The following is a 23981-nucleotide window of genomic DNA, read 5'->3' as shown; positions in this document are numbered from 1 at the left end:
ATCAGCTCTTGATCAAGAGCTGATATCTGAGCTGATATTGAAAAATTTGTAAGGAGGTTTTGAATAATGGCGATTATTACCGTTGAGAATTTTGAATTAGAAATTAAGGGCGTAGGTGACGGTTTACAGTTTAAAAGTGTTGACTTACCAGCATATAAGACTGACGTTCAACACGGTGATGCCCTAATGTCTGGTGCCAAGGGAGCTGTACGGCAAACTCTTACTAAGAAAAGGGAAGCCGCGGTTCAAATTACTTTAGTAACCCTAGCGAGTGGAGATGCAAAAAGCACTAGCTCACTGATGCGAAAGTGGTTGCTACAGTGTATGCCAAAAGCAGAGGATGGTGGCGGTTTTCCAACGAGTGCCAGGATGGCAGAAGGCGTAATAAAATCCTATAACTCAGCCGGAGAAATGGTGGACTCTTGGAAGATGAGCGGAGTTTGGATTTGTAAATATCAAATCGGGAAACTCAGTGCAGATGGCGGGTTGCTTGAAGAAACCTTTACGCTACAGGTTGACCAATTTGATCCAGCTTGATCTATCTAAGTCTGGGTGTTTGAGACAATATTCTTAATTTTGTTCGCTTTAAGAAGCGATCGCAAAAATCATTCCTTTGCACTTTGTAATTGATTGGAAGGTTATTTATGGCTGATGCTGTTGAGTTACTATCTAGTGATAACTACGATGTAGCAATTGGTGATATCAAAGACATCATTATCAAAGAAGTCAGTGGGATGTCAGTAGATATGTCCCCAAAGGGTGCTGATAATGCCATCGGTTCTGGCCCGAAGGGAAAATCGCTGGTTCTCAGTGTTCCAAGTCAACCGAAGTATGGCGAGATAACGCTCGTTTTGGTGCCAGGAGCGCATCAAGGCGGAAATGACGATAAGCTGTGGGAGTGGTACAAGGATTGTGCCTCGAAAGCTAACCTTGGGGAAGCTGCAAAAGCGCGAACTTTACGCAAAGAAATGACAATTAATGTCTATTACTCCGGTTCAGAGGGGAAGGTGGGGTTAACGTACAGCTTTGTAGGCGTGCTTCCCAATAGTTTTGATGTTCCTAAGCGGGACGCAGGAAGTAGCGAACTGGAAACTTGGACGCTTAAGCTTAACTACGAGCGGATGAAGTTTACTGTATCGGCGTAGAAAGAATTTTAAAGCCAACTCCCTGTAAAACTGCGCTGGTGAGGTGAGATGTTACACAGTCTTATTCACCAGTCATTGATTTATCAGCTCGAAAGCTCATTAGTTGTAAGGCGGTATCAACTGTGACAGACTTCCCTGAAATTCTCACCACTTGCCGATTTTTTCTAGAACTAAAACTAAATGGCAGCAATGATGCAGTAGACGGCTACTTTATGGATTGTAGTGGTTTTAAGTCTACCCAACAGGTGATAGAAATCTCTGAGGTGACACCTCAAAAGTGGGGAAAAGATGGGGAATCTAAGGGTCGAATTGTCAGTACAAAAATTCCGGGTAAGGTTAGTTACAGCAATATTACTCTGCGCCGGGGTCTGACTTGTTCGATGACGTTATGGAACTGGATTCAAGCTGTCCAGGATGGCGATTGGGCTGAACAACGACGAGATGGTTCTTTGGTGATTTATAATCAAGCGGCGGAAGAACAGTTTAGATTTGAGTTTCAACGGGCGTGGCCTACTAGCTATAAAATTTCTGATGTGAATGCGGCTGGGGGTGAGGTGGAGATTGAAGAAATAGAAATGACAGTTGAACAGTTAAAACGGATTCAAGTAGCAAGGAATGATTCAAACTGAGTTTGAATTTACTTTACCTAAAGGATATCTCGATGCGGATGGCAATCTGCACCGCAAAGGTGTGATGCGTTTGTCGAGGGCGATGGATGAGATTGTTCCTTTGCGAGATCCGCGTGTTAAATCAAATCCTGCCTACGCTACAGTGATTATTTTGTCCCGCGTCATTGTCCGCTTAGGAGCGTTGGAGGAGGTCACGCCTTCAGTCGTTGAAGGCTTTTTTGCTTGTGACCTGAATTATCTCCAGAAATTTTATCGTCAAATTAATGACCTAGAACAGGAAAATGCAGGATTGAAAGAAGCCACGAACCCCTCTGCAAATCCTGCACTGGCTTCTGATTCCGAGTAACCCGACGAGATGGACAGCGATCGCATCCAAACAGAATTTGAATTTGTCCTCCCTAGAGGATTGATCGATGCTCAAGGGGGCGTTCATCGCCAGGGGGTGATGCGTCTGGCAACGGCAAAAGATGAAATGTGCGTCCAAAAAGACCGGGGCGTTCAGGAGAATCCAGCTTATGGAGTCTTGGTAATGCTCTCGCGGGTGATTACCTGTATCGGTACTGTAACCGAGGTAACGCCTACACTGTTAGAGGGTCTTTTCTCGCGAGATCTAGCATATTTGCGGGAGTTTTACAATCGCATTAACCAGGAGGGGGAAGCTTACATTCCGGTTCAGTGTCCCCAGTGCAATCGTCAATTTCAGGTGGAGCTTTCTCTATCGGGGGAATTCTAGGCTACCCTTCGGACGTACTACGCCAAGAGGTAGCCTTGATAGCTTTTCACTTTCACTGGTCTTTAGAGGATATCCTCAATCTAGAACATCGCGATCGCCGGGATTGGGTGACAGAAATTAGTCAGCTGGTGCAGCCAGAATAAAGCAGGGGCAAGGGGAGAACCCTTGCCCCTGCTTCATCTACAATGCTTTATTTTAGGGCGTTGGATTCTGGCTGATGTCTACCTTCACTAAGGGTTCTTCAGCAACTGTGCCGAGATTAACTGACTTTAACAAGTCTTTCCAATCGCTAATTAAGCTGGAATCTTTAGGATTGGCGTTACGTAAGTCAGCTAGAGAGGCGACGGTATCAAGCCACATCCCCGCATCTGCATAGATTGCTGGGCGGTCGCGCGGTGCTGCTTTCGCTAACGCATTGCTCAGGAGGGAACTCGGTTGGACTCGTTGAATCCATCCTTCTACAAGAATATCTGCCCCCCGATCTTCGGGGTCACAAATTAGTGATAACGACCAACGGTATGTTTTGCCAACAACTAGCGGTGGTGCATCCTTTTGAGGAAGGCGAATACTAACAACACCTGCCTTATTCGGAATCGGAAATGTTGTTTCGTATTTTGCCTGCGTACTTTTTTCCCCGTCATACAGCGCAAACTCTGCTTCCTGTGCGGAAGTTCCGGGAACGGCAACAAAGAAGGTCGGGTGAGCAGCTACACTCAAGCCTACATTTGTGCTGGGCAACAATGCCATGAGCGACTTTCCTTGGGCGGTGCAGCTGCTGCTGCTGCTACCACGCGATGCTCCCGGTTCTCTAGTTTTGGGTGCCCCAACCCTTGGCAGCCTAAATCTTAAGCGACCTGCCACACGCATTTCCCTACGGTTCAGGCTGGGTTGTTGAATCGGTTTGCTTTTTGTGGTGGCGGTGGCTGGAAAGCTGGTAGCGATCGCACTAAGCCCCACAAACAAGGCTAAGGAGAGTGTTGTGAAATACACAGAAGACTTGTTCACCATAATCTTTAAGTTGTTGCAGTGGGTTTACCTAGCGAGCAGCAAGCGGAGTGCATACAAAGGGATCGAAACACTTTCCAAAGGGATCGCCTCCATGAGGCATCGTGCTTTGTAAATAAACTCGATCGCGACCGTAGTGGTTTTAGACAACGACTCTTTGATCTTCAACAAAGTTTCCCACTTTTCCTGGTAAATCTCTAGAAATTAGCGATTAATTTTGTCATGTTTCTTGCCTTAGTGGGTACTTAAAAGCGCTGGTTTTTGCTTAGTACAAAATTTGATGTTATAACTACTATAAAATTATCTCTCAAGTTGGCACTTTTTCTTTTCTCAATCAAAAAAAATTATCTATTTGTCCGATTTCTTTTCAAAAGCTTCATAAAGTTTTGTGGTCAATTAATTTTTTGGTTTTTGACGGCTCAAATTGCGGCTTAAACAATTTTCAAGGACACAAGGATACATACAAATTCTTAATCTTAATTTCCTCTGTTTAAGCTACACATTGAGCGAAGATTAAAACTCTAGCCCCTAGAGAGGAGGCGGCAATTATATGGTTTCTCAGCTCAGTTCAAAGATTCGCTCCCTGCTATCAAACACAAACAACCTACGCACAGCAGCTTTAAATTTTGGTGGACAAGTTGTTCTGACCAGTGTGATGGCGACAAGCTTGGTCGTGGGAGCTAGGCAACTAGGGATACTCCAAGGACAAGAGCTGGGTGCTTTTGACCAGCTGACTCGGATGCGTCGTGATGAAGGTCCAGATAATCGCCTGTTGCTGGTGGAGATTACTGAGGGAGATATCCAAACTGAGAAAGGGTGGCCTATCTCGGATGCCACAATTGCCAAAGCGTTAGAGAAACTAGAGCAGTATGAACCGAGAGCCATCGGTATAGATATTATTCGGGATGTTCCGGTCAAAGAGGGGAATGCCAATTTATTGAAGATCCTCAAAGGAAGCGATCGCATTATTACGATCTGCCAACTCAGTGATGGTAAACAGGCAGGATTTCCGCCACCGCCTGGAATCTCACCAGACCAAGTGGGATTTGCTGATTTTGTCAAAGAACCTGATGGATGGGTTCGCCGCAGTCTCTTAGTGGCAAATCCTCCAGTCCCGAACGCTCCCTTAGAGAACCCCCATCTTTGTAGCGATCCCGAAGAGCAACTCACCTCCTTGGATTTGACCCTAGCACTCATGTACCTGCAAGCTGAGGGAATCGAAGCAGAACCTTCAGATGACGGGAACCTGAAGATCGGTTCCACTCTCTTCAAAAGCCCCGACCCGAATGCTGGCGGATACCGGAACGCCGACACGGAAGGGTTGCAGATGTTGATTAACTACCGTTCGGCAAATCTGCCTGCCCAAAAGATAACGCTTACAGATGTACTCAAAGGCAAGATAGATCCAGCTTTAGTCAAAGATCGGGTTGTTTTGGTTGGCTACACCGCAGTTAGCGTGAATGACGACTTCAACACGCCCTATAGTGCTGCTCAAGAAGGCACTCAGAAAATGCCCGGAGTGGTCATTCATGCTCAGGTTGTGAGTCAAATCCTCAGTGCAGTTCTGGATAAACGACCGCTATTTTGGTACTGGAATGAGTGGGGCGAAATTGGGTGGATTTGGGTCTGGTCGTTGGTGGGAGGCTTAGTAGCATGGCGGATTCGGCGTCCCTTGCTCTTGGTGATTGCGGGAGGGGGAGCGATCGCCCTCTTGTTTGGAACTTGTTATGTTTTGTTTCTCAAAGCAGGATGGATACCCCTCGTGCCCCCAGCATTGGCACTGGTGACAACGGCAGTCGGCGTCGTTTTGATAGATAGAGGATACGCCAAAGCCATCTATCAAGGCGTCAAAGGGTTTTTAAAAATCGATATTGAGATTGACCAGGAAAAGAAAGAACGCCAAGTAGCGGAAATTACAGAAAGTGACTACTTCCAAGAATTGCAGGAAAAGGCGAAAAATCTCAGGAGTCGAGAAAGCAATCCTTCTGAAAAAACAACTTCTAAATTAAAAGTCGAGAGGTCAGAAGCGGCTGAAACAACGGCAGAAACTGACTACTTACAACAGTTGCAGCAAAAGGGAAAAAGTTTCAGGAATCGATCCAATGATGGGGAAGCAGAAGCTACCACTGAGTCAACCGTTGAAATCCCAGAAGCCGCTGAAACAACCACAGAAATCGACTATTTACAGCAGTTGCAGCAAAAGGGACAAGAGTTAAGAAATCGCTCCAATGATGGGGAAGCAGAAGCTACCACTGAGCCAACTGTTGAAATACCAGAAGCTACACAGGCAAGCCAAGCCACTGAAACAACAGCAGAAATCGACTACTTACAGCAGTTACAGAAAAAGGGTAAAAAGTTAAGAAATCGGCATCATGATGGGCAAGCAGAAGCTGTTGCGGAATCAAACGTTGAAATACCAGAAGTTGCATTGGCAAGCCAAATTACTTCTCCTGTCGAAGAATTAAGCAATCAGCAGGACGGACAGGGAGAAGCCGCAATTGAGTCCAATACCTCCACCCCAAAAGTCCTCCAGCCAAGCCAAGAAGTTGAAGAAACCGAAGAACTCGACTACTTCCAGCAGTTGCAGCAACGAGCAACCTTGAGAAATTGGGAGGAAGATAGGCGAGCACAAGCTGCCACTGAGTTAAATACCTCAATACCAGAAGTCACACCAGCAAGCCAAGAAACTGAAAGCGAAGAACTCGATTACTTTCAGCAGTTGCAGCAACGAGCAAACTTAAGAAATTCGAGCAGCGACGGGCACGCAGAAACCACTACCGAGTCAAATTCCTCAACAATAGAAGTTCTAGAGATTAGCCAGGAAGCTGAAAGCGAAGAACTCGATTACTTCCAGCAGTTGCAGCAACGGGCAAAAACCGTGAGGAATACAGAGACTGAATCTACCTGATGGCGGCGAGATAAAGCGCTATTAGAGGACATCTATCGATACATCGAACTGAGGATGCTACGCCGGATGCGTAGGCTCGCGATTCACATCATTAGCTGAAGAACAAGGAAGGAAAAGATGAATCAGGATCGAATCGATCAATCACCCACCGATTCCAGCGGACACCAAACTGATATTGGTCTGAATATGCTTGATATGATGAATTTGCCCGATAACCTGCAAAAACTCGTCAACTGGATGATGCGTCAAAAAAACGTGACCTTGCCGGAAGTGGCAGCTCACACTGGCGAAAGTGAGGAAGTTGCCCGCACCCAGTTAGAAGCTCTAGTCGCTCAAGGCGTCGTGCAAGAACTAGAAGAGGGAGAAACACTCCGCTACCGACCTCGCCTTGCCTCTAAACAGCGAAGCAAGCTATCTACAAATATCTGGCAGAACCTGGAGTGAGTAAACGAAATAAGTGTCTATCAAGCTGTGGGAATTAGCCTAAATGCAAGTTTCTATTACCTTGATAAGGTTGTAATCCTATTTGGGTCGTGAGGCGCTAGATTAACACTTCTTCCAGCCCCTCCCTAACGATTGAAAAAAGAGCAGCTGAGAATCTATATGTTGCAACCAAAAGACAAAATGGTATAGCGTATAAGCCGCACGGTTCATTCCCCGCGCCCTTGAGTGGGCTTTCTCGATTGTTTTCTGTTAAGGATGAAGAATCCTCTCACATATTGAGGTAAACCATGTCAAAAATTGTGTCCATCCACTCATTCCGGGGTGGCACCGGCAAATCAAATTCGACGGCGAATCTGGCAGCTTTAGTGGCTCGCTTTGGGTATCGCGTTGGTATCGTTGATACCGATATTCAATCGCCAGGAATTCACGTGCTTTTCGGTTTCGATGAGCAGAAGATGGAACACTCTCTCAATGACTACCTGTGGGGTCGCTGTTTAATTGAAGAAGCTGCTTATGATGTCACCTCAGTTTTAAGAAAAACTGGCGTTAAAGGCGGCAGCATTCATCTGATTCCTTCTAGTATCAAAGCAGGGGATATTACTAAAGTTCTGCGCGAGGGATTTGATTTTGGTCTCCTCAATGACGGTTTCCAAGAGATAATGGAAACCTTAAATCTGGATTACTTATTTATTGACACCCACCCAGGTCTTAACGAAGAAACTCTACTTTCTATTACTATCTCTGATATCTTGGTGCTAATTTTGCGTCCAGACCGCCAGGACTTTCAGGGGACTGCTGTGACGGTGGAGGTGGCTCGGAAATTACAGGTGCCTAAGATGTTGCTGCTAGTAAATAAGGCGCTACCCGTTTTGGATTTTGATGCCTTGAAGCAACAGGTAGAAAAAACCTACAATGCTCCGGTGGCTGGAATTTTGCCGCTTTCAGAAGAGATGATTCAAATGGCAAGCAGCGATCTTTTTTGCCTGCGGTTTCCAGATCATCCCTTGAGTAAGGTGATGGAAAAGGTTGCCAAGATGATTATGGCTTAATAGGTAATTGTCAGTGCAACCGAAAAAACAACTGAATTTGTAGGGACGGGTTTGACAAAATATTGGTGATTAGCTAAGCATATTGATAAACTCCCCTACACTATGGACTTTTGCTATTTAATTAATTGCCCGTAACCATTCGCAAAATAGTTTGGGGAAGTTGGGTTATCTGCTGCCAAAGGTCTTGGGGGCCAATGCCAAAGAAGAGTTGTAAAACGAGAACAACTGCCGCAATTAAAATGGCTGTGCCGATGCTGGCTTTCACTACCTTAATGAGTAAGGTGAAGACTAACCAGGATACAATGAGTGCGGCAATTAGAATGATTAAATCTACTGGCATGGACGTTACTCTCAAAGGTATTCATCAGGCTGGAGAATTTTGACAAGGTAACAGAATCTTTGCTTTGCTAGCTCGAAAATACAGAGATAGTTTTCGTGAAGTCACCTTTGCGAACTTCATTTACCAGGCTTCAAGCTTTAGTCTGTAGGAAACTTGCTTTTAATTCCCGATCGCCTGTCTAATTTTCCCCGAAATAGCGATACTTTTACTTTGATTTACTCTCCACCGGGCATATAAAGCAGACGCCATTGCCCCTTCACTGTGCCAAAGACGGCTTGATATTCAAGGGGAGAATAAGCAAAGCGATTGGAAATGTAGCCCGGTTTTCCATTTGGCAAAATTACCGCAGTCCACCCGTTGATGGAACTGTAATCTTCGCCTCGTTGCGCCCGTTCTCTGGCGCGTTGTTCTTCGATTTGACGATTGACTTTGACGACTTCGTTTGAGAGTAAGCCGACTACTGGACTCTCTACGCTGGGTTGCGATCGCACGTTCACATTTTCACCTACAACGATGACGCGGCTTAATTCGTAGGAAACGCCATCGGCAGAATTCGGTGCGGGATACTGTTGAGCAAAATCGCGCGGTACGGTGTTACAAATCCAACCTGGAGATTGGGGGTCAACGTCCGGTTGCCCCTGGTTAGTGGTTTGAAAACAACCGGCAGCTAGGGCTTTTTCTAGCCATCCCCAGATTGGGGCATTGTGATTTTCTAGCTTCAAATCGGGGAGGGTGCTGATGCCGTGACCAATGCCAATTTGGTTGGGGGGCAAAATGGATTGCAGAAACTCAGCATCGCGCGATCGCACTGCTTCCCGCAACTGTTGCCGAAATTGAGCGAAGTCACTTCCTGGGTTTACTTCATCTACCAGAACGATGCGTTGATGGGGAAAGTTATCCAGCTTTGGCTGTATTGCCACATCCGTTTGAGTCTTTATCTGTGGCGTTGTGGCTTCAACTGCATCGTTGTTGGTTTTAACGGTGGAAGCGATCGCAGTTGCTTGTGAGGTCGAAGTTGATTCCGGTATATTTGTTTCTATGCTTTGTTGGTTCTGTGCCCCAGTTTGGCGACCGGCTGTTGCTAGAGTGGCACCAGTAATTGCCGAAATCGCAACTGCCCCCATAATCAAAAAGTATATTTTTTTCATAACTAATGCCGATAACGTCTTTTTGTTACCTACAGTTGAGACGCTAGGATTTCAGGCAAAGTTATTAAATTTTTGTTTTTAAATACATGAATATGCCGGGAGGCTGATGATTGGCGCTCCCAGCAAAGGTCGTATATTATTTCTCTTCTACATACATTGGAGGCTCAATCGCAAAATTGTTTAGCTGCCCCGCTTCATCCAGGATGTAACCCTCGGTCGTATCTAAACCAGTTCCTTCTTCTTGTTCTCTAGCTGCTTCAACTTGGTGTTTATTCAGCTCTTTGTCCACATTAGATGGAATCACCGCATCTGCTGCATTCACGCCCAATACTGATTGCGATAATTGAACTCCAATGTGGTTGTTTCCTGGTGCCCCTCTTCCCGGTTCTGCTTCGCTGGGATCTTCTGGCAATACTGGATTTTGTTCGTCGCTCATGAATTTTTCTCCTATGTTATTTTAAGTTGAGCGTAGTCTGTTTATTACGATGTTTCTATTTATGAAGGTAGCTTAGTTAGTATCGCTCTTTACTCTTTCGCGGGTATTAAATTGGTAAAGGCAAAGGTAGAGAGCGCAGCGGCATTGCTTGATAGCAGAGGCTTGGCTTGACGCTGGATAGGCGAGATTTCCTCTGACACGGAAAAGACGCGATCGCATTGAACTCCTCTCAGCACGTCGGTAATTATAGGGAAATCGCAGCCAGAACCAAGCTTAATCCTTTCACAGTAAAATAAATTTAAAAAATCCATCTTAGTGCGGATATATCGGTAAGCACAATGAATAGGATTAGCAAATCTGATTGTTCTAAGAAATCGGGTTTGGGGTACTGTAACGCAATTTTCAGTTTATTTCGCTCGTTTTGCGGAAATTGTCTTTCAATTTTCCGGTTTTATAATAAACACGCTAGTAAACAACTCCTTTCATGGCATCAATCGCCCGCAAAAACCTATTTGAGGATATTCCCCGCTTCCTGGCAGCTCAGGCGGGGATTATGTTTGCAGTTAGCTTAGTCACTATTCAAACGGGTATTTTCAATGGATTTACTCGCGCTACGACTTTGCTAATCGACAATTCCAATGCTGATATCTGGGTATCCTCAGCGGATATGATTCACATGGAGCTGACACTACCTATACCCGCGCAGCGAGTTGTTGAGGCTCGACGGGTAGAAGGCGTAGAACAAGCTGAACCCCTGATTGTCCAAGCCTCTTTGTGGCGAGATTCTCGGAACAAGATTTCACCGATGAGAATCATCGGATTCAATCCAGCCGGAGAATTATTTAGTCCAGGGAAAGTTATTCAAGGAAGTTTGAGTGCCTTAAAGCAGCCTTACACGGTGATGCTGGATAAATCTAATTTGCGTCCTTTGAACATCAAACAAATTGGCGATGTTGCTGAAGTTGGCTCATTTAAGGCACAGTTAGTTGCTCTGACGCAAGACACTCAATCAATTACATCGAATACTTTTTTGTTCACCTCGTTGGAGACTGCCAACGCTTACGCAAATTCCCGCGTAACGACGAGTTTAAACTGCAAGCTCCAATCGGGTGACATAAAGTGTACCAGTGCGTCGGCGAGTTTTAATAACCCACCCGCTGCGAATAATCTATCTGCTCCTGCACCCCAGAAATTAACTCCTACTGATTTAATCACCTATGTATTGGTGCAGGCAAAGCCCGGTCAAGATTTACAGCAACTCAAGAAAAAGTTAGAAGCAGCACTACCAGATACCCGCGCTTATACGAAGGCCGAAATGGCATCGCAGACGCGGGTTTTCTGGCAGCAGCGCACGGGAATTGGGTTTATTTTGGGCTTGGGTGCCGTTGTTGGCATTATTATCGGGATGGCGATCGCAGGTCAGATCCTCTACGCTTCTGTATCTGACCACTTAAAGGAGTATGGTACGCTCAAGGCGATGGGAGCTTCTGATTGGAAAATTTACGGTGTGATTGTCGAGCAGGCGCTCTGGATGGCGGTTCTGGGCTATATTCCTAGCATGGTTCTTTGCCAGGGGTTGGGAGCTTGGACGTTTGCTACTCAGGGAATCATCATTTTAATCACGCCTGGAAGTGCGATCGCCATCTTTGGGATTACGACTCTGATGTGTGTTGGTTCAGCTATCTTCGCTATCCAAAGAGTGACTCGTGTCGATCCGGCTATTGTTTTTAAGGCATGATTTCAGAATTTTGCCGCTTTAGGATAATAGTCGATGGTTTTCAGGAACCTGATATACTCAATGACCATCAATAATAAATGTAGATGTCTGTTTTATCCTAACTGATAGTGAGTTGAACTTTATATTGGCAACAGGGCAGAACAATTAGAAATTAAAACATTATACAAACCTATTTTGGAGAGTATGCGTACTTTAAGTAGGTGAGTGTAATTCAATCTCACTTAAAACGGTGAGGGGAGCAGGGTTCGTACTACCTAAAGTCACACCTACTATTTAGTCTCTAATGTCAATCTCTATAAAATAGATTGATTCCTGCTCGCTATTCAATAGTCGAACAGCCTTTATCTAGAGTAGGAGGCATTAATGTTCGGTTTCTTCTTAAAGTCTGCATCTGATTCTTTCCTTCGATGCTTCCGTTGAAATTTTGTCCGGAGTATGGTTACTTAAGACAGATTGCATTTAGTAACTCGTTGTAGTTTAGACCTAACGAATAGAAATTTTGATGATTCTTTCCCAAAGCAACCGTACTCAATTTGCCAGTGTCCGAAATCTAGATGCTATTCCTTCTATGAGTTCGCTTCAGGCTCACAGAAAAGCCATTATCGGCATCGGAGTAGAAATGGTATTCCAGTCGGGAGGATCGCGTTTCCAAGCCCTTAAAAGAGTCAATCTGGAAATCTTCAAGGGCGATATTCAACTATTGATGGGGCCATCTGGATCGGGTAAAACGACCTTACTCTCAATTTTGGCTGGGATTTTGACGCCGACTGCTGGCAGCGTACACTTGCTGGGGGAAGAGATTACAAGGATGTCTCGGAGCCAGTTAGCAAAGTTCAGACTGGAAAATATTGGCTTTATTTTTCAAGGATTTAACTTGTTTCCGGCGCTGACTGCGGCTGAGAATATAGAAGTAGCGCTGAATCTGAAAGGGATTCGGGGACGAATGGCACGGCAACAAGCACAAATTTTGCTAGAACAGGTGGGATTGGCGGATAAGGCGAAAAATTTACCCCGCGATTTATCTGGGGGACAAAAACAACGGGTAGCGATCGCTCGTGCTTTAGCTGGCAATCCTCAGTTGATTATGGCAGATGAGCCTACGGCGGCTTTAGATTCTCACTCCGGACACGCTGTGATTGAGTTACTGCGTCAGCTCGCCAAGGAAGGCGGTTGCACGGTTCTGATGGTGACACACGATAGTCGAATTATGGATGTTGCCGATCGAGTGTTGCATCTAGAAGATGGAAGGTTGAAGGCATAACATCTAATTTGTGAATCGGGTCATTGATAGTTTGTTGCTGTTTGGGAATGGGGAATTGGAAATGACATTAGGCGTGCCTTCTTTCCAATTCCCCATTCCTTTTAAGAATTATGAGAGCGATCGCAACTTTAGATTTAGATGAGAAGGCAGCTGAGGTTGGATGCGATCGCTTCAACCGAGTAGTGTCCCTGATGCGATCGCCTTAAATATTATTTCCTGGGAAAAACTCTTTGACGACTGCGGCAACTCCCAACGCCGCAGCTGCTACAGCGCCCCATTTAACCGGCGGATTCTTATCCAGCCAGTCAGTAAAGGAGGGAATCGTTAGATTGCCAAAATCTCCTTCTACTTTGTCATGGCTGAGAATCGGCTCGTAAAGATTATCTGGCGCATCTTCAGACTTTGGCTCGTTGGTTTTCTGAAAATTGAAGCCGATGAGAACCAAAATTTGATCCACCAGTCCCGGTGAGATGCGCTGAACCACATCTAATAGCTTGCCCACATCCCCCACAATAAAGTCACGAGTGGGGTGTTCGGCTACGTAGAGGATCGCATCAGCAACAAGGTTCGGCTCATAGTACGGCGGTATTCCCGTCGGCTTGACGCCTAATTTTGTGCGACCGTTGTTGTAGAAGGGCGTGTTGATCACGGATGGCTTCACACTCGTCACACTGATGGGGATTCCCTCATGTTGCAGCTCGACGCGCAGGGATTCTAGAAAGCCCTCAACCCCGTGCTTTGCTGAGGAGTAGGCACTCTGGAGCGGTAATGAACGCCTGCCTTCCATTGAAGAGATGTGGATCAGCGCCCCGCGTCCCTCGCGCTTGAGATGGGGTAGCGCCGCCATTGCACCGTATACCTGCCCCATCAGGCTAATATCGATGATCCGCTTAAACTCTTCCGGTGTTGTATTGTCGAAAGTGGCAAAAACGCCCGTGGCGGGGCAATGCACCCAGGTATCGAGTCGCCCGTATACCTGCACGGCTTTATCTGCGATCGCTTTTACTTGCTCGAAATCCGTGACATCAGCAACGACTGCGACTGCTTCACCGCCTTGTTGCTGTATCTCATCCACCAAAGACTTTAACCCTGGTGCGCTGCGAGCTGAGACGACTACTTTTGCGCCTCGGTGGGCAAACTGCAAAGCTGTCTCGCGCCCGATGCCGCTAGAAGCGCCAACGACGGCGACGACTTGCTCTGTGATTGGCTTTAATTGCATTGTTGCTCATCCTTTTATTAAAGTTGCTGACGACAAACCATTCACCTTTGCAGCTCAATTGCATCCAGGAACGTTGCCTTAGTTGTCGAATGTTAAGTTCTATTAACTAAATTAATCGACTCACGGCGGGTTACATCAGTCTCAGGGTTGACCTCAAGGTTGACAATGGGGATGGGAGTAGCGCCCTTTGCCTAGATTTTGCGATCGCTGGATAGCTGACTTTTACAGAAGTCAGCTCCGAATTCGTGCAGGTAGTCCACGACTAAATTTTCCAGAATGAGAAAAAAAGAAAACAATTTATTTAGCGCCAATACAGAAGCAAGAAGAAGCGAACAAATTTTATAACAGAGCGATAATAGACTAAAAAATATAAGCAAGTGAATACTTTAATAACTTTATGAACACAGCAACAATTACTTTACCTTCTACCCTCAAATTAACGATTGACTTGACAGACGAGCAGTTTTTCCAGTTATGTCAGAACAATCGGGATTTAAGATTTGAGCGCACAGCATCGGGCGAATTAATCATTATGCCCCCTACAGGTAGCGAAACTGGAAATCGTAATATCGATTTATCGTATCAACTCCAAGCTTGGAGCCGACAAAACAATTTAGGGCTTGCCTTCGACTCTTCGAGTGGCTTCAAACTGCCGAATGGTGCAGATCGTTCACCTGATGCGTCTTGGGTAAGACGCGATCGCTGGGATGCTTTGACCCCCGAAGAACAACAGGGATTTGCACCGCTATGTCCTGATTTTGTGGTTGAGTTACTCTCTCCTAGCGATTCGCTGAAAATCGCACAGGCGAAAATGAGAGAGTATATGGAAAATGGCGCTCGTTTGGGTTGGTTGAGCAACCGGAAAAACCAGCGAGTAGAAATCTATCGTCAAGGGCAGGATGTGGAGATTTTAGAAAATCCGGCAACTTTATCAGGAGAAGATGTGTTACCTGGGTTTTTATTAGATTTAAAACAAATTATGTAGTTTTAGACAAGGTCGTGCAGTTTTAGTGGGAAAGCGATCGCAGTCGTATGTGAATAAATGTGACCAACAGCCGTGAGTGTTTACAGGCGATCGCAAAAAGTCTTGTAAAATCTTGCCATTCGATATAATGAACAGATGTTGGACTTTAATTCCCTCTCTGAGTTTTCACGCGCCCACTGTATCGCCATTTGCGCGTTTCTGGTTCCAGCCAACTTGGGTGCTACCATCTGGACAATGATTCTGGCTGCACTCTGTCGCCCTCAAGTTCAGGTGTGGCGGAGTGCTGGAGTGGCAACCGTCTTTGCTCTGGTGATGGTGCTACACGTCTTTACTTGGTTCCAGGTTGGGGTAGTGCTGCCTCCCACCTATATCCTGCTATGTTTGGGAAGCACCTGCCTGGTCATGAATATTCTAGCGATCGCCTACAACTACAATACAGTTGTCCTCCGCAAACGCTACCCTAATGCTTCTAGCGCTATCAACCACCCCTAAAACAGCTTCCTATCGTCAGTGTTGCCTCGCCTTTAGTTTGATGCTTGTAGGAACAACGTTAGGCAATGCTGGCTTCTGATAGATGTGCGCTCACACAGATGTCATCCCAGGTTGTGTCAACAAAGATATTTTGTAGCTTGCTAGCCAAACTCCAGGTACTCATCAAAGATTAGTTTATACCTGTGGATTGAATGGCGATCTTAACCAACTGGCAGTAGTTGCTTAACTTTTTATAGCTCCATTTATTACTTTAATGATGACTCATGGTTAATTGCTAAGTGTTGAAAAGCAATTAGCCATTTGTTGTTTTTTGTTCAGAAAAACAGTGTTTTTTAAAAGTCTGTAAAAACACCTTAGAAAATTATAAATAAATGTAAATGCTTGTCAATGCCTTTGGGTATAATTCTCTTGATAGATCACAAAAGCATAGAGGATGAATTAGCTTTGTTATAGTTATCACCGAGAAAACTATGCTAATTTCATCCAGGCCAGTAAAAGATGTATTCTATTGCCCAGAAGAATCTAATTTTTATTCTCAATGTTTAGAAAGTTTAGTTTTAAATGAGGGCGCTCATGGTAAAACTATTATCGAATTTGGTTCAGGAGATGGAACCCCAGTCATTAACTCCTTAATGAGAACCAGATTTGATGGAATTATACATGGATTTGAACTCAATGACTTAGCCTGGAAAACTGCTAAATCAAATATTCAGGAATACGAACTTAGCGCCCAATATATCATTCACAATACTTCTTTCTTTGAGGCATCTCTTCCCAAGGCTGATTATCTGATCTCAAATCCACCATACCTTCCAGCGCCAGATGAGAATATTTATCAACCCCTGTTACATGGGGGTACAGATGGGTCTAAAATTGCCAAACGGCTTTTATCTTTAGATTATGAAAACGTCTTACTAATGCTCTCTAGTTATTCTAATCCGGAGGGCTTTATTAATTATGCAATCATGCAAGGCTACTCGATTGCTAATTTTATCGTCTCCCCTCTAAACTTTGGTTATTACAGTTGTGAGCCAAAGGTTAAAAACACAATTAGAGAGTTGCGAGAAAAGAAAATGGCTTTTTACTCAGCGAACATCTATCTTTTAGCAGGTGTTTTGTTTAGGAAGCAGCAGAAATGTCAAGTGGATTTATCTACTGAGCTGATTCAGATCATGACATCTTTGTAAAAGCTTGAACAGGGAGGGGGAGAGCGATCGCTAAAGAATCTTTCCTAAACCCAAAAGCCACTTTAGACGGGAACGAATCAAGGGTATTGAGAAGTTAACAGTTCTCAATACCCTATTCTTATTGTTTAATTTCTAACTAAAACTAGAAAAATTCAAATTTATTCTCGTTCTCAGGGTTCAACCTAGAGAACGAGAATGGAAGACGACTGACTGTTAACAAGTCGGCAAGTATTTTAGGCAAAATGTATTTTATCGATTGGCCTCTCGATCCGCTTCTTTTGCCGAACGCGCGATCGCTACACCAGCGCGATCGCCCATTAGCTTCTCTTGGTCATATCCCAGGACAATTTCCCAAGCATCATTCGGGTACTTGTCAACCAACGGCATTGCCACATCATCTAACATCCATTGACCGTGACGTTCGTCTTCCCGAATGTGCAGTTCCCAGTAACCCATTGCTGCATCAGAAAGGTTCAACCGTTGCGCTGCGGCTAGATAGGTTTTGTATGCCGCAGGACCTGCCACTTCAAAATAAGTCAATCCACCGCAGTAACGCAAGAAATAAATTTTGCGCTCGGTAACGAGAAAGTTATGATTAGCGCAGGCTAGCACTTCCCAAGGTACTAAATCGAAGTAGCCCTCTGGCTCTGTGTTCATGCCAAACTCGTCAAGCATCTGGGCAAAAAAGGTAGAGTGCTTGCGGGAAAGGCGACCGTTGCCGTACTCTTCCAACAACACTTTGACGAGGGTACATTGTACTGCGTTGGCGGTGCCTCCCAGAATGCGCGACAGGCGGCTGCCTTCAACTAAGCCATCAAAGGAACCAATTGCCAAGATTCGGCGATAACCAGCCTCTGTTGTCTGCTCCCGCAAGTAGCGACTACCTTCCGATAGGGGAGGATCTAAGTCGGCTGCACCCCGCTCGCTCAGCGCTTGCTTAACATCGGCTGGGGAAAGTTTTTGGAGTGCTTCTACATCAAAGTGTGCCAGTTCCCACTGCTGCCAAGCGGACTCGATTTGGTTGCGAACTTTTTGCAACCAAATTGAGCGTTCGTTGGTGTAATGGCGCAGATCGTCATACCAAAACAGCTTGAGCCGATTGATGCGATACAGCACGCGCTGCAAAAAGAGGTGTGCGGCTTCAACTGGCTCATCACCACTTCCTACCTTGTAAGCCGCCTCAATTGCGGTAGCGATCGCACTTTCAACGTCGCTTGCTAGTTCAGGTTGTGCAGCTAGCTTGTTGTCTAAATCTTCCATTTCGAGCAATTTTATAAATTGCTGCTCAGATTCGTTGTAGCTTGTGGCTGTTTCTTGACTCGTTGCCGTATTCGTTGGTTGAAAATCAGTAATCGCGACCATAATTGCCCATGAATTCCGTCTTTGCACTTTTTTGATGCTAGTGCTGTCCGGTTGGAACAATTGTCGGTCTGTGGGGGGAACTTGCCACAGCCAAACGTATTTCTACCTAAATATATAGGTGTTTGAAGATTAACCACAAAGACATGAAGACACAAAGAAAGTACGAAGTTTTCTTTGTGTCTTTGTGGTTCAACAAAACATTTTTGCTATGGCACTATGCGATCGCTGCCACCGCAGACAGTAATCCTTGGAACAACCCAATGCCATCCGTACCGCCTAAAATCGGATCTGAGGCGCGTTCTGGATGAGGCATCATTCCTAGCACGTTGCCTTTTTTATTGCAAATACCCGCAATATTATTTAAAGAGCCGTTATGATTCTCGCCGTGATAACGGAAGAGAATTTGCTGGTTGTCTTCCAGCCTTGCCAAAGTATCGGCATCGGCGTAGTAGCGCCCCTCACCGTGGGCAATCGGGAGGGTAATGACTTGTCCGGTAGAATAGGCTTGCGTCCAAGGGAGATGGGTGCGTTCGACTTTCAGGGGAATGCGATCGCAAATAAAATGCAACTCTTGATTTCGGGTAAGCGCTCCTGGCAAGAGTCCCGCCTCCGTTAGCACCTGAAACCCGTTGCAGATACCCAAGACAAACTTCCCTTGCTGGGCGTGTTTAATCGTTGCTTGCATCACCGGAGAGAAACGAGCGATCGCGCCACAGCGCAGATAATCGCCGTAGCTGAAGCCACCCGGAATCACTACCACATCGAGATCGGAAATATCCGTGTCTTCATGCCAAACCATCCGCGTCGGCTGATGTAGCAAATCGCGAGTCACATAGGCGACATCGCGATCGCAATTAGAACCCGGAAACACAACAACCCCAAATTTCATATTGCTAATCGCTAATGGAAGACTGGCTAGCCAGAAGTCATCAGTAGCGATTGGTTCTTCACAAATGACCCATCGCTACTAACTACCAACTACCTAGCCCCTATTATCCTAAAAGAATATCTCCGTCTCTATCTGACCCGACATCTCAGTTAGGTCAAACCGATAGTTTTCGGTTACCGGATTCGTCAACAACTGATCGCACATCCGATCTAATTGATGCCGCGCCTCATCCTCACTCTCTGCCATCAGAGTCAGTTCAATATACTTTCCGATTCGCACCTGTTCAACATTGGCATATCCCATATGCCCCAACCCAGACTGTACCGCCGTGCCTGCTGGGTCTAAAACTGAAGGGCGCAGAGTCACGTAGATTTTCGCTTGATATTTCCGATTCACAGCCATTCCTATAAATTATTCCCTTAGATAGGTGATATTTGTTTTATTCTAAGGGGGGAAGGGTGTGAGCTGCGTGAAGTTCTCGCAATTTAAGCTGGAAAGAGATAAAGGTATCAGCGACAACCTGAAACATATTAAGGATATCTTGCAAAACTGAAGACCATGAAAGCCCAACGCACCCGCAGTCAAGAGCGTATTTTGAATCTGCTCAAGACGATGAACCGAGCTGTCTCAGCTCAAGATATTTATGTAGAACTTCGCAATCGTAGCCAAAGCATGGGACTAGCAACCGTCTATCGTTCCCTGGAAGCCTTAAAACTGGATGGTGTCGTCCAGGTACGGACATTGGCAAGTGGCGAATCGCTCTACAGTTCCGTGCAACAAGACAAGCACCACCTAACTTGTTTGCAGTGCGGAGACTCGATTCCCATCAATCAATGTCCAGTCCATGAGTTGGAGAGCCAGCTGCAACAATCGCACTCGTTTAAAATTTTCTACCATACTCTGGAGTTTTTTGGACTGTGCGATCGCTGCTGTGTTGCTCAAGTTGCTAGCGATGCCTTAGATTAACTATCGTCGCCTAAATCTAAAAATTGAGCTTGGTTCGTGTCTCCGACAATCGAGCGAATGCCTTCCAACGTAGCTGGGATAGTGCGCGGGTCCATAAACATCACCTTGCTGCTACCGCTCTTGCCAATCGCCATCCCCATTTCTAGATAATTCTGAGCGAGTAGGTACTGAAGAGCTTCCTGGGCGTTGGGGTCGGTTTTGAGCGTTTTAGAAATCACTTGGAGCGCTTCAGCAGTAGCCTGAGCCTTGAGAACTTGCTGCTGCCGTTCCGCCTGCGCTTTGAGAACAATCGTCTTTTGTTGCCCTTCTGCCTCCAGAATCGCGGATTTTTGACGGGCTTCTGCCTCCAGAACTTGCGCCTCAGCCTTCCCTTTCGCAGAGTTCACAGCTGATTCGCGTTCGCCCTCAGAGGTAAGAATTGCCGCCCGCTTGCGACGTTCCGCCGACATTTGCAATTCCATCGATTCTTGTACAGCCTTGGAAGGAACGATATCTCGCAGTTCTACCCGCGTCACCTTCACTCCCCAAGGATCGGTAGATTCGTCCAGTTCTCTGAGCAAAAGTTCGTTAATTTGAGTCCGGGCAGTAAAGGTTTCATCCAGTTCCAGTTTGCCCATTTCCGAGCGAATCTGCGTCAGCACCAAATTCACCATTGCTGACTGGAGATTTTCCACTTTGTAGTAGGCTTTCTCCAAATCCAGAATGCGCCAGTACACGACAGCATCAGCGGTAATCGAAACGTTGTCGCGGGTAATACATTGTTGGGGAGGAATATCGAGAACTCTTTCCCGGACGGTTGCTTGGTAAGCGACTCTTTCGTAAACCGGGATCACGAAATTCAGACCGGGTTTTAGTTTTTTGCCGCTATATTTACCTAAAGTTTCGACTAAAGCTTCGTTTCCTTGAGTAACCACTTTGACGCCTGAGAGGGCAGATCCGCCTAAAACTAAAGCAATTAGTAACCCAAAAAATCCTTCCATTGTGAACCTCGTTTTTACAATATCGCAGATTGATAAACCCTAAAATTAGGATTTCAATAGGTGTTCTGGAAGCACGATGAGAGTTGTGCCTTCCCGTCTGACGACGTACACTCTTTGATTGGGAGCGATCGCCAGTTTCTCATCTTCACAGCGTGCCTTCCAAGAATTTCCTTCGTAGAGTACCCGCCCCATCTCTCCTGGCAAAATCTCTGTTAAAGTCTGACCCTCGGTGGCATCTTCAATCGAAGATACCTTTCGTCTTGGCATCAAGCGATGACCCAGGTAAACGAAAGCAATTGAAAACACTAACCAAAGCACCACCTGTAAAGCCGCCGGTAATGGGAGCAGCATGACTAACAGTGCCACCACGAAGGCGCTGATTCCCATCATGAAAGCAGTAAAAGCTGTTGGTACAACTAGCTCTATCGAGCAAAGGATCGCTCCTACCAGTAACCACAACAAAGTTGGGCTGAATCCCAAAGGCTGGAGCGCCAGCTGGATGAGAAAAAGAGAATCCAACAACCCTGCTAGAAACCAAATCGTCATAAAACTCAATCCCTTCTTGATATCCCGGTAAGGATAGTTATCAAGGTAAGATGAACTATTCCAATGAAAGCCAGTTAGGATTGGGAAGGCATCTTGCCTGTTTGTTTACTACAACATTTCAGCTATAAATTTCCCAGAAACCAGTGGAATTTTTCCTTAAGAATCTCTTGGAAGCTTTTTTATAAAAATTTCGGTTTATGAACAGTTCCCAGTTGAAGAGCGATCGCTATCTTTGGGCAACTGGCTCAGTTGCTGCAACGATCCCGGTCGGAGAATTCGTGCAAGACAGATATCAAGTTGTTGCACCTCAAGTTTGGCTCGATACTCAACCGACACAGCCGCCTCAGATCCCCGAACAGTTCCCGGAAAATCTTTACCCTTACCTGCGCTTATATCCCCAGCGGTTTCATCTCCCCGAAGTCTATGGATATGCAGCAGTGGGAAATTCTCCATCCCCGACTGAGATTCTGTTGCTAGAAAATGTCCCGATGGATGCCACAGGCAAGCTATTTCCTTCCATTTTGGACGCTTTGCCCCAAGCATCGGCAGTACGCCAGATTTACTGGCTCTGGCAGATTCTAGAACTTTGGACGCCCCTAGAGGAATTTGGGGTAGCTTCTAGCCTTTTAGTTGCGGACAATCTCCGAGTGGAAGGGTGGCGGTTGCGGCTGTTGGAACTTTACGCCAATCCCGTCAGCGACCCAGAGATGGAAGTTGCCCATACAAACAATGGGAATGGCATCTCCGACCACAGGCAAGTTGGAGGAAGTCGGCGGGAAGAGAAAAAATTTCTGCCTCTCACCTTGAGCCTTGAGCCTTTTGCCGCTCACGCCTTAGCGGAACCGACCGGGGATCAAATGGTCGCGGGGTTTGGCCCAAGTCTCCGGGATCTGGGCCTTGTTATCGCGAGTTGGTGCCGATTAATCCAGGCATCAGCGGTGACGCCACTGTTAGAAATTTGCGAACTGATGCAAGCCGAAGATGCGACCGAAAGCGCGATCGCCGAACGGCTAAATCAGCTATTACTGGAGCAGGCAGCTGAACTCCCCTTGCGCTTGCGGGTTGCCGGTGCCACCGATACGGGTCCCCAACACGATCATAACGAAGACACCTGCTATCCCACGGCGCGGGATTTGCTAGCAGCAGACTTCACCCAAACAACTGACCCGCTGATTCCCCACTTGAGCATCGTTTGCGATGGGATTGGCGGTCATGAAGGTGGAGAAGTTGCCAGCCAGCTAGCAGTACAATCCCTGAAACTGCAAGTTCGGGCGCTTTTGGCGGAAGTGGCAGAGCAAACGGAAATCGTGCCACCGGAACTGGTGAAAGAGCAACTCGCAGCAAGTATCCGGGTAGTCAATAACCTCATTTGTGCCCGCAATGACGAACAAGGACGAGAGTCTAGGCGGCGGATGGGAACGACGCTGGTGATGGCTCTCCAGCTGCCCCAGAAGGTGACGACGGCTAACTCTGGTGTGGGGAATGCCCACGAACTCTATATCGCCCATGTTGGGGATAGCCGCGCCTACTGGATTACCCCCCATTCTTGCCAGCTGCTGACCGTAGACGATGACGTTGCTGCCAGGGAAGTGCGAATGGGGCGCAGTCTCTACCGGGAGGCGTTACAGCGACCCGATGCCGGGGCCCTCACTCAAGCGCTAGGCACGCGGGATGCCGAGTTTCTTCGTCCGAATGTGCAACGCTTCATTGTGGAAGAAGACGGACTGCTGCTGCTGTGTTCTGATGGTCTGAGCGACAATAACTGGGTTGAGCGTTCCTGGGTAGATTATGTGGAGCCGGTGCTTCAGGCTAAAATTCCCCTGGAGGCGGCAGTACAGTCCTGGATTGACTTAGCGAATCAGAAGAACGGTCACGATAATACTTCAGTCGTGATTACTTACTGCCGCGTTTCCCCAGAGTATCCGGTGCTACTCAATTTTGGCGAGATCGGGAATCTCACCTTGATGCCGAAAGCTAGTCTGCAAGCTGAAGCTGAAGACGTGAAGTATGCTGAAGCGGTGCCGGTAGAGATCGTTCCGGCAAAGCCAAACCGACTGCGCCGAGGGAAAGGGTTGGTCGTCGCACTGGGAGTCTTCCTCCTACTGCTGGGGGGCAGTGCTGCTGGGTTATATGCTTGGTGGAAATACAATCCTCAAGGGTTCCAGCAAATACGCGATCGCTTGTTCAACCCCACACCGTTGCCCGTTCCAGTCCCCGAAACTCCATCTCCCGCGTCGAGTGTGCCACCATCGCCGCAGAACTCTCCTTCTCCATCCACACGAGTGCCGCCCCCTCCCGAAAATTCAGCGTCACCAGTTCCGTCAGCACCCCCTCCAAGTCCATAAAGAGGAAGTTACCGTCCTGTGCAAGAATATTAAGGTTGTTCACAATAGCACAATGCTTGGGTACTGGTAAGAGCCAAGCGTCTTGATAGGCAACGCTCCCAGCTCACCACGCTTGGTGGAAGCAGTTATTCCTCAAAAGAAGGCTGCACCAGTTTGACTCAGATACCCAACCGG

General features: G+C 46.5%; 26 protein-coding genes. 16 read left to right on the top strand and 10 right to left on the bottom strand.

Translation table 11 applies throughout. The annotated features are described in order from the left end of the window. The first annotated feature begins 66 nt into the window (after positions 1 to 66). From NDI34_RS13515 to NDI34_RS13490, 6 genes are all read left to right on the top strand, one after another. Positions 67 to 537 carry a phage tail protein gene (locus tag NDI34_RS13515; RefSeq protein ID WP_190412610.1) on the top strand — a complete coding sequence of 157 codons (471 nt, stop codon included), beginning with the start codon at positions 67 to 69 and terminating at the stop codon, positions 535 to 537. Positions 538 to 644: 107 nt separating this feature from the next. Beyond that, positions 645 to 1145 (top strand): phage tail protein, encoded by a 501-nt coding sequence (locus NDI34_RS13510; protein WP_190412609.1) that lies wholly within the window; start codon positions 645 to 647, stop codon positions 1143 to 1145. Positions 1146 to 1267: 122 nt separating this feature from the next. Then, positions 1268 to 1774, top strand: coding sequence for a phage tail protein (locus NDI34_RS13505; RefSeq protein ID WP_348232902.1), 507 nt, complete (start codon positions 1268 to 1270; stop codon positions 1772 to 1774). Then, positions 1761 to 2120, top strand: coding sequence for a hypothetical protein (locus tag NDI34_RS13500; protein ID WP_190412607.1), 360 nt, complete (start codon positions 1761 to 1763; stop codon positions 2118 to 2120). The genes NDI34_RS13505 and NDI34_RS13500 overlap by 14 nt, the downstream gene beginning before the upstream one ends. Positions 2121 to 2129: 9 nt before the next feature. Further along, positions 2130 to 2507, top strand: coding sequence for a phage tail assembly protein (locus NDI34_RS13495; RefSeq protein WP_348232901.1), 378 nt, complete (start codon positions 2130 to 2132; stop codon positions 2505 to 2507). Further along, positions 2492 to 2650: a DUF6760 family protein gene (locus NDI34_RS13490; RefSeq protein ID WP_347276133.1), complete on the top strand. Its 159-nt coding sequence runs from the start codon at positions 2492 to 2494 to the stop codon at positions 2648 to 2650. Before NDI34_RS13495 ends, NDI34_RS13490 begins: the two co-directional genes overlap by 16 nt. A 52-nt stretch (positions 2651 to 2702) precedes the next feature. Here the strand turns inward: NDI34_RS13490 and NDI34_RS13485 are convergent, their stop codons facing one another. After that, positions 2703 to 3515: a DUF928 domain-containing protein gene (locus tag NDI34_RS13485; protein ID WP_190985035.1), complete on the bottom strand. Its 813-nt coding sequence runs from the start codon at positions 3513 to 3515 to the stop codon at positions 2703 to 2705. 547 nt (positions 3516 to 4062) lie between these two features. Here NDI34_RS13485 and NDI34_RS13480 point away from each other — a divergent pair. The 3 genes from NDI34_RS13480 (at position 4063) to NDI34_RS13470 (ending at position 7913) form a co-directional block, all read left to right on the top strand. Further along, the gene (locus tag NDI34_RS13480) at positions 4063 to 6420 is read left to right on the top strand and encodes a CHASE2 domain-containing protein (protein ID WP_348232900.1); all 2358 of its coding nucleotides are present in this window, start codon (positions 4063 to 4065) and stop codon (positions 6418 to 6420) included. A gap of 117 nt (positions 6421 to 6537) precedes the next feature. Continuing rightward, a complete protein-coding gene (locus tag NDI34_RS13475) occupies positions 6538 to 6864 on the top strand; it encodes an ArsR family transcriptional regulator (RefSeq protein WP_348232899.1) in 327 nt (108 codons plus the stop codon). 287 nt (positions 6865 to 7151) lie between these two features. Continuing rightward, positions 7152 to 7913 carry a MinD/ParA family protein gene (locus NDI34_RS13470; protein WP_190412602.1) on the top strand — a complete coding sequence of 254 codons (762 nt, stop codon included), beginning with the start codon at positions 7152 to 7154 and terminating at the stop codon, positions 7911 to 7913. 121 nt (positions 7914 to 8034) lie between these two features. Here NDI34_RS13470 and NDI34_RS13465 read toward each other — a convergent pair whose 3' ends face one another. The 3 genes from NDI34_RS13465 to NDI34_RS13455 form a co-directional block, all read right to left on the bottom strand. Beyond that, entirely contained in the window at positions 8035 to 8253 is a 219-nt protein-coding gene (locus tag NDI34_RS13465) for a hypothetical protein (RefSeq protein WP_190412601.1), read from the bottom strand. Between the two features lie 215 nt (positions 8254 to 8468). Beyond that, complete coding sequence (locus NDI34_RS13460; protein ID WP_348232898.1) at positions 8469 to 9401, bottom strand: SH3 domain-containing protein; 933 nt, start codon at positions 9399 to 9401, stop codon at positions 8469 to 8471. Positions 9402 to 9537: 136 nt separating this feature from the next. Beyond that, positions 9538 to 9837: a hypothetical protein gene (locus tag NDI34_RS13455; RefSeq protein WP_190412599.1), complete on the bottom strand. Its 300-nt coding sequence runs from the start codon at positions 9835 to 9837 to the stop codon at positions 9538 to 9540. Between the two features lie 484 nt (positions 9838 to 10321). On the opposite strand from NDI34_RS13455, the gene NDI34_RS13450 reads away from it, so the two are divergent. Together NDI34_RS13450 and NDI34_RS13445 are read left to right on the top strand one after the other, a co-directional pair. Then, positions 10322 to 11575: an FtsX-like permease family protein gene (locus NDI34_RS13450; RefSeq protein ID WP_190412597.1), complete on the top strand. Its 1254-nt coding sequence runs from the start codon at positions 10322 to 10324 to the stop codon at positions 11573 to 11575. 568 nt (positions 11576 to 12143) lie between these two features. Continuing rightward, a complete protein-coding gene (locus NDI34_RS13445) occupies positions 12144 to 12836 on the top strand; it encodes an ABC transporter ATP-binding protein (protein WP_199292335.1) in 693 nt (230 codons plus the stop codon). Positions 12837 to 13038: 202 nt separating this feature from the next. Here the strand turns inward: NDI34_RS13445 and NDI34_RS13440 are convergent, their stop codons facing one another. Next, entirely contained in the window at positions 13039 to 14055 is a 1017-nt protein-coding gene (locus NDI34_RS13440) for an SDR family oxidoreductase (RefSeq protein ID WP_190430524.1), read from the bottom strand. Between the two features lie 397 nt (positions 14056 to 14452). Here NDI34_RS13440 and NDI34_RS13435 point away from each other — a divergent pair, with 397 nt between their 5' ends. The 3 genes from NDI34_RS13435 (at position 14453) to NDI34_RS13425 (ending at position 16719) form a co-directional block, all read left to right on the top strand. Further along, complete coding sequence (locus tag NDI34_RS13435; RefSeq protein ID WP_348232897.1) at positions 14453 to 15040, top strand: Uma2 family endonuclease; 588 nt, start codon at positions 14453 to 14455, stop codon at positions 15038 to 15040. A gap of 135 nt (positions 15041 to 15175) precedes the next feature. After that, complete coding sequence (locus NDI34_RS13430; protein WP_190412593.1) at positions 15176 to 15532, top strand: hypothetical protein; 357 nt, start codon at positions 15176 to 15178, stop codon at positions 15530 to 15532. A 470-nt stretch (positions 15533 to 16002) separates the two neighbouring features. After that, positions 16003 to 16719: a class I SAM-dependent methyltransferase gene (locus NDI34_RS13425; protein WP_190412592.1), complete on the top strand. Its 717-nt coding sequence runs from the start codon at positions 16003 to 16005 to the stop codon at positions 16717 to 16719. Between the two features lie 249 nt (positions 16720 to 16968). On the opposite strand, the gene NDI34_RS13420 is transcribed toward NDI34_RS13425, so the two are convergent. The 3 genes from NDI34_RS13420 to purS form a co-directional block, all read right to left on the bottom strand. Next, positions 16969 to 18081, bottom strand: a complete 1113-nt coding sequence (locus NDI34_RS13420) for an iron-containing redox enzyme family protein (RefSeq protein WP_348232896.1) — start codon at positions 18079 to 18081, stop codon at positions 16969 to 16971. Positions 18082 to 18295: 214 nt separating this feature from the next. Continuing rightward, the gene (gene purQ, locus NDI34_RS13415) at positions 18296 to 18970 is read right to left on the bottom strand and encodes a phosphoribosylformylglycinamidine synthase subunit PurQ (protein WP_348232895.1); all 675 of its coding nucleotides are present in this window, start codon (positions 18968 to 18970) and stop codon (positions 18296 to 18298) included. Positions 18971 to 19078: 108 nt separating this feature from the next. After that, positions 19079 to 19366, bottom strand: a complete 288-nt coding sequence (gene purS, locus NDI34_RS13410; protein WP_190412878.1) for a phosphoribosylformylglycinamidine synthase subunit PurS — start codon at positions 19364 to 19366, stop codon at positions 19079 to 19081. A gap of 162 nt (positions 19367 to 19528) precedes the next feature. Between purS and NDI34_RS13405 the strand changes: the two genes are divergently transcribed. Next, on the top strand, positions 19529 to 19936 hold the full coding sequence (locus NDI34_RS13405; RefSeq protein ID WP_190412589.1) for a Fur family transcriptional regulator: 408 nt from the start codon (positions 19529 to 19531) through the stop codon (positions 19934 to 19936). Here NDI34_RS13405 and NDI34_RS13400 read toward each other — a convergent pair. Both NDI34_RS13400 and NDI34_RS13395 read right to left on the bottom strand, forming a co-directional pair. Further along, entirely contained in the window at positions 19933 to 20916 is a 984-nt protein-coding gene (locus tag NDI34_RS13400; RefSeq protein WP_190534665.1) for an SPFH domain-containing protein, read from the bottom strand. The genes NDI34_RS13405 and NDI34_RS13400 overlap by 4 nt on opposite strands. Before the next feature lie 45 nt (positions 20917 to 20961). Then, complete coding sequence (locus NDI34_RS13395) at positions 20962 to 21396, bottom strand: NfeD family protein (protein WP_348232909.1); 435 nt, start codon at positions 21394 to 21396, stop codon at positions 20962 to 20964. Between the two features lie 263 nt (positions 21397 to 21659). Between NDI34_RS13395 and NDI34_RS13390 the strand changes: the two genes are divergently transcribed. Beyond that, a complete protein-coding gene (locus NDI34_RS13390; RefSeq protein WP_348232894.1) occupies positions 21660 to 23807 on the top strand; it encodes a protein phosphatase 2C domain-containing protein in 2148 nt (715 codons plus the stop codon). Positions 23808 to 23981: the final 174 nt, after the last annotated feature.

Source organism: Trichocoleus sp. DQ-U1 (assembly GCF_039961925.1).
Classification (GTDB): domain Bacteria; phylum Cyanobacteriota; class Cyanobacteriia; order Cyanobacteriales; family FACHB-T130; genus FACHB-T130.
This window is presented reverse-complemented; position numbering and strand designations above follow the sequence as displayed.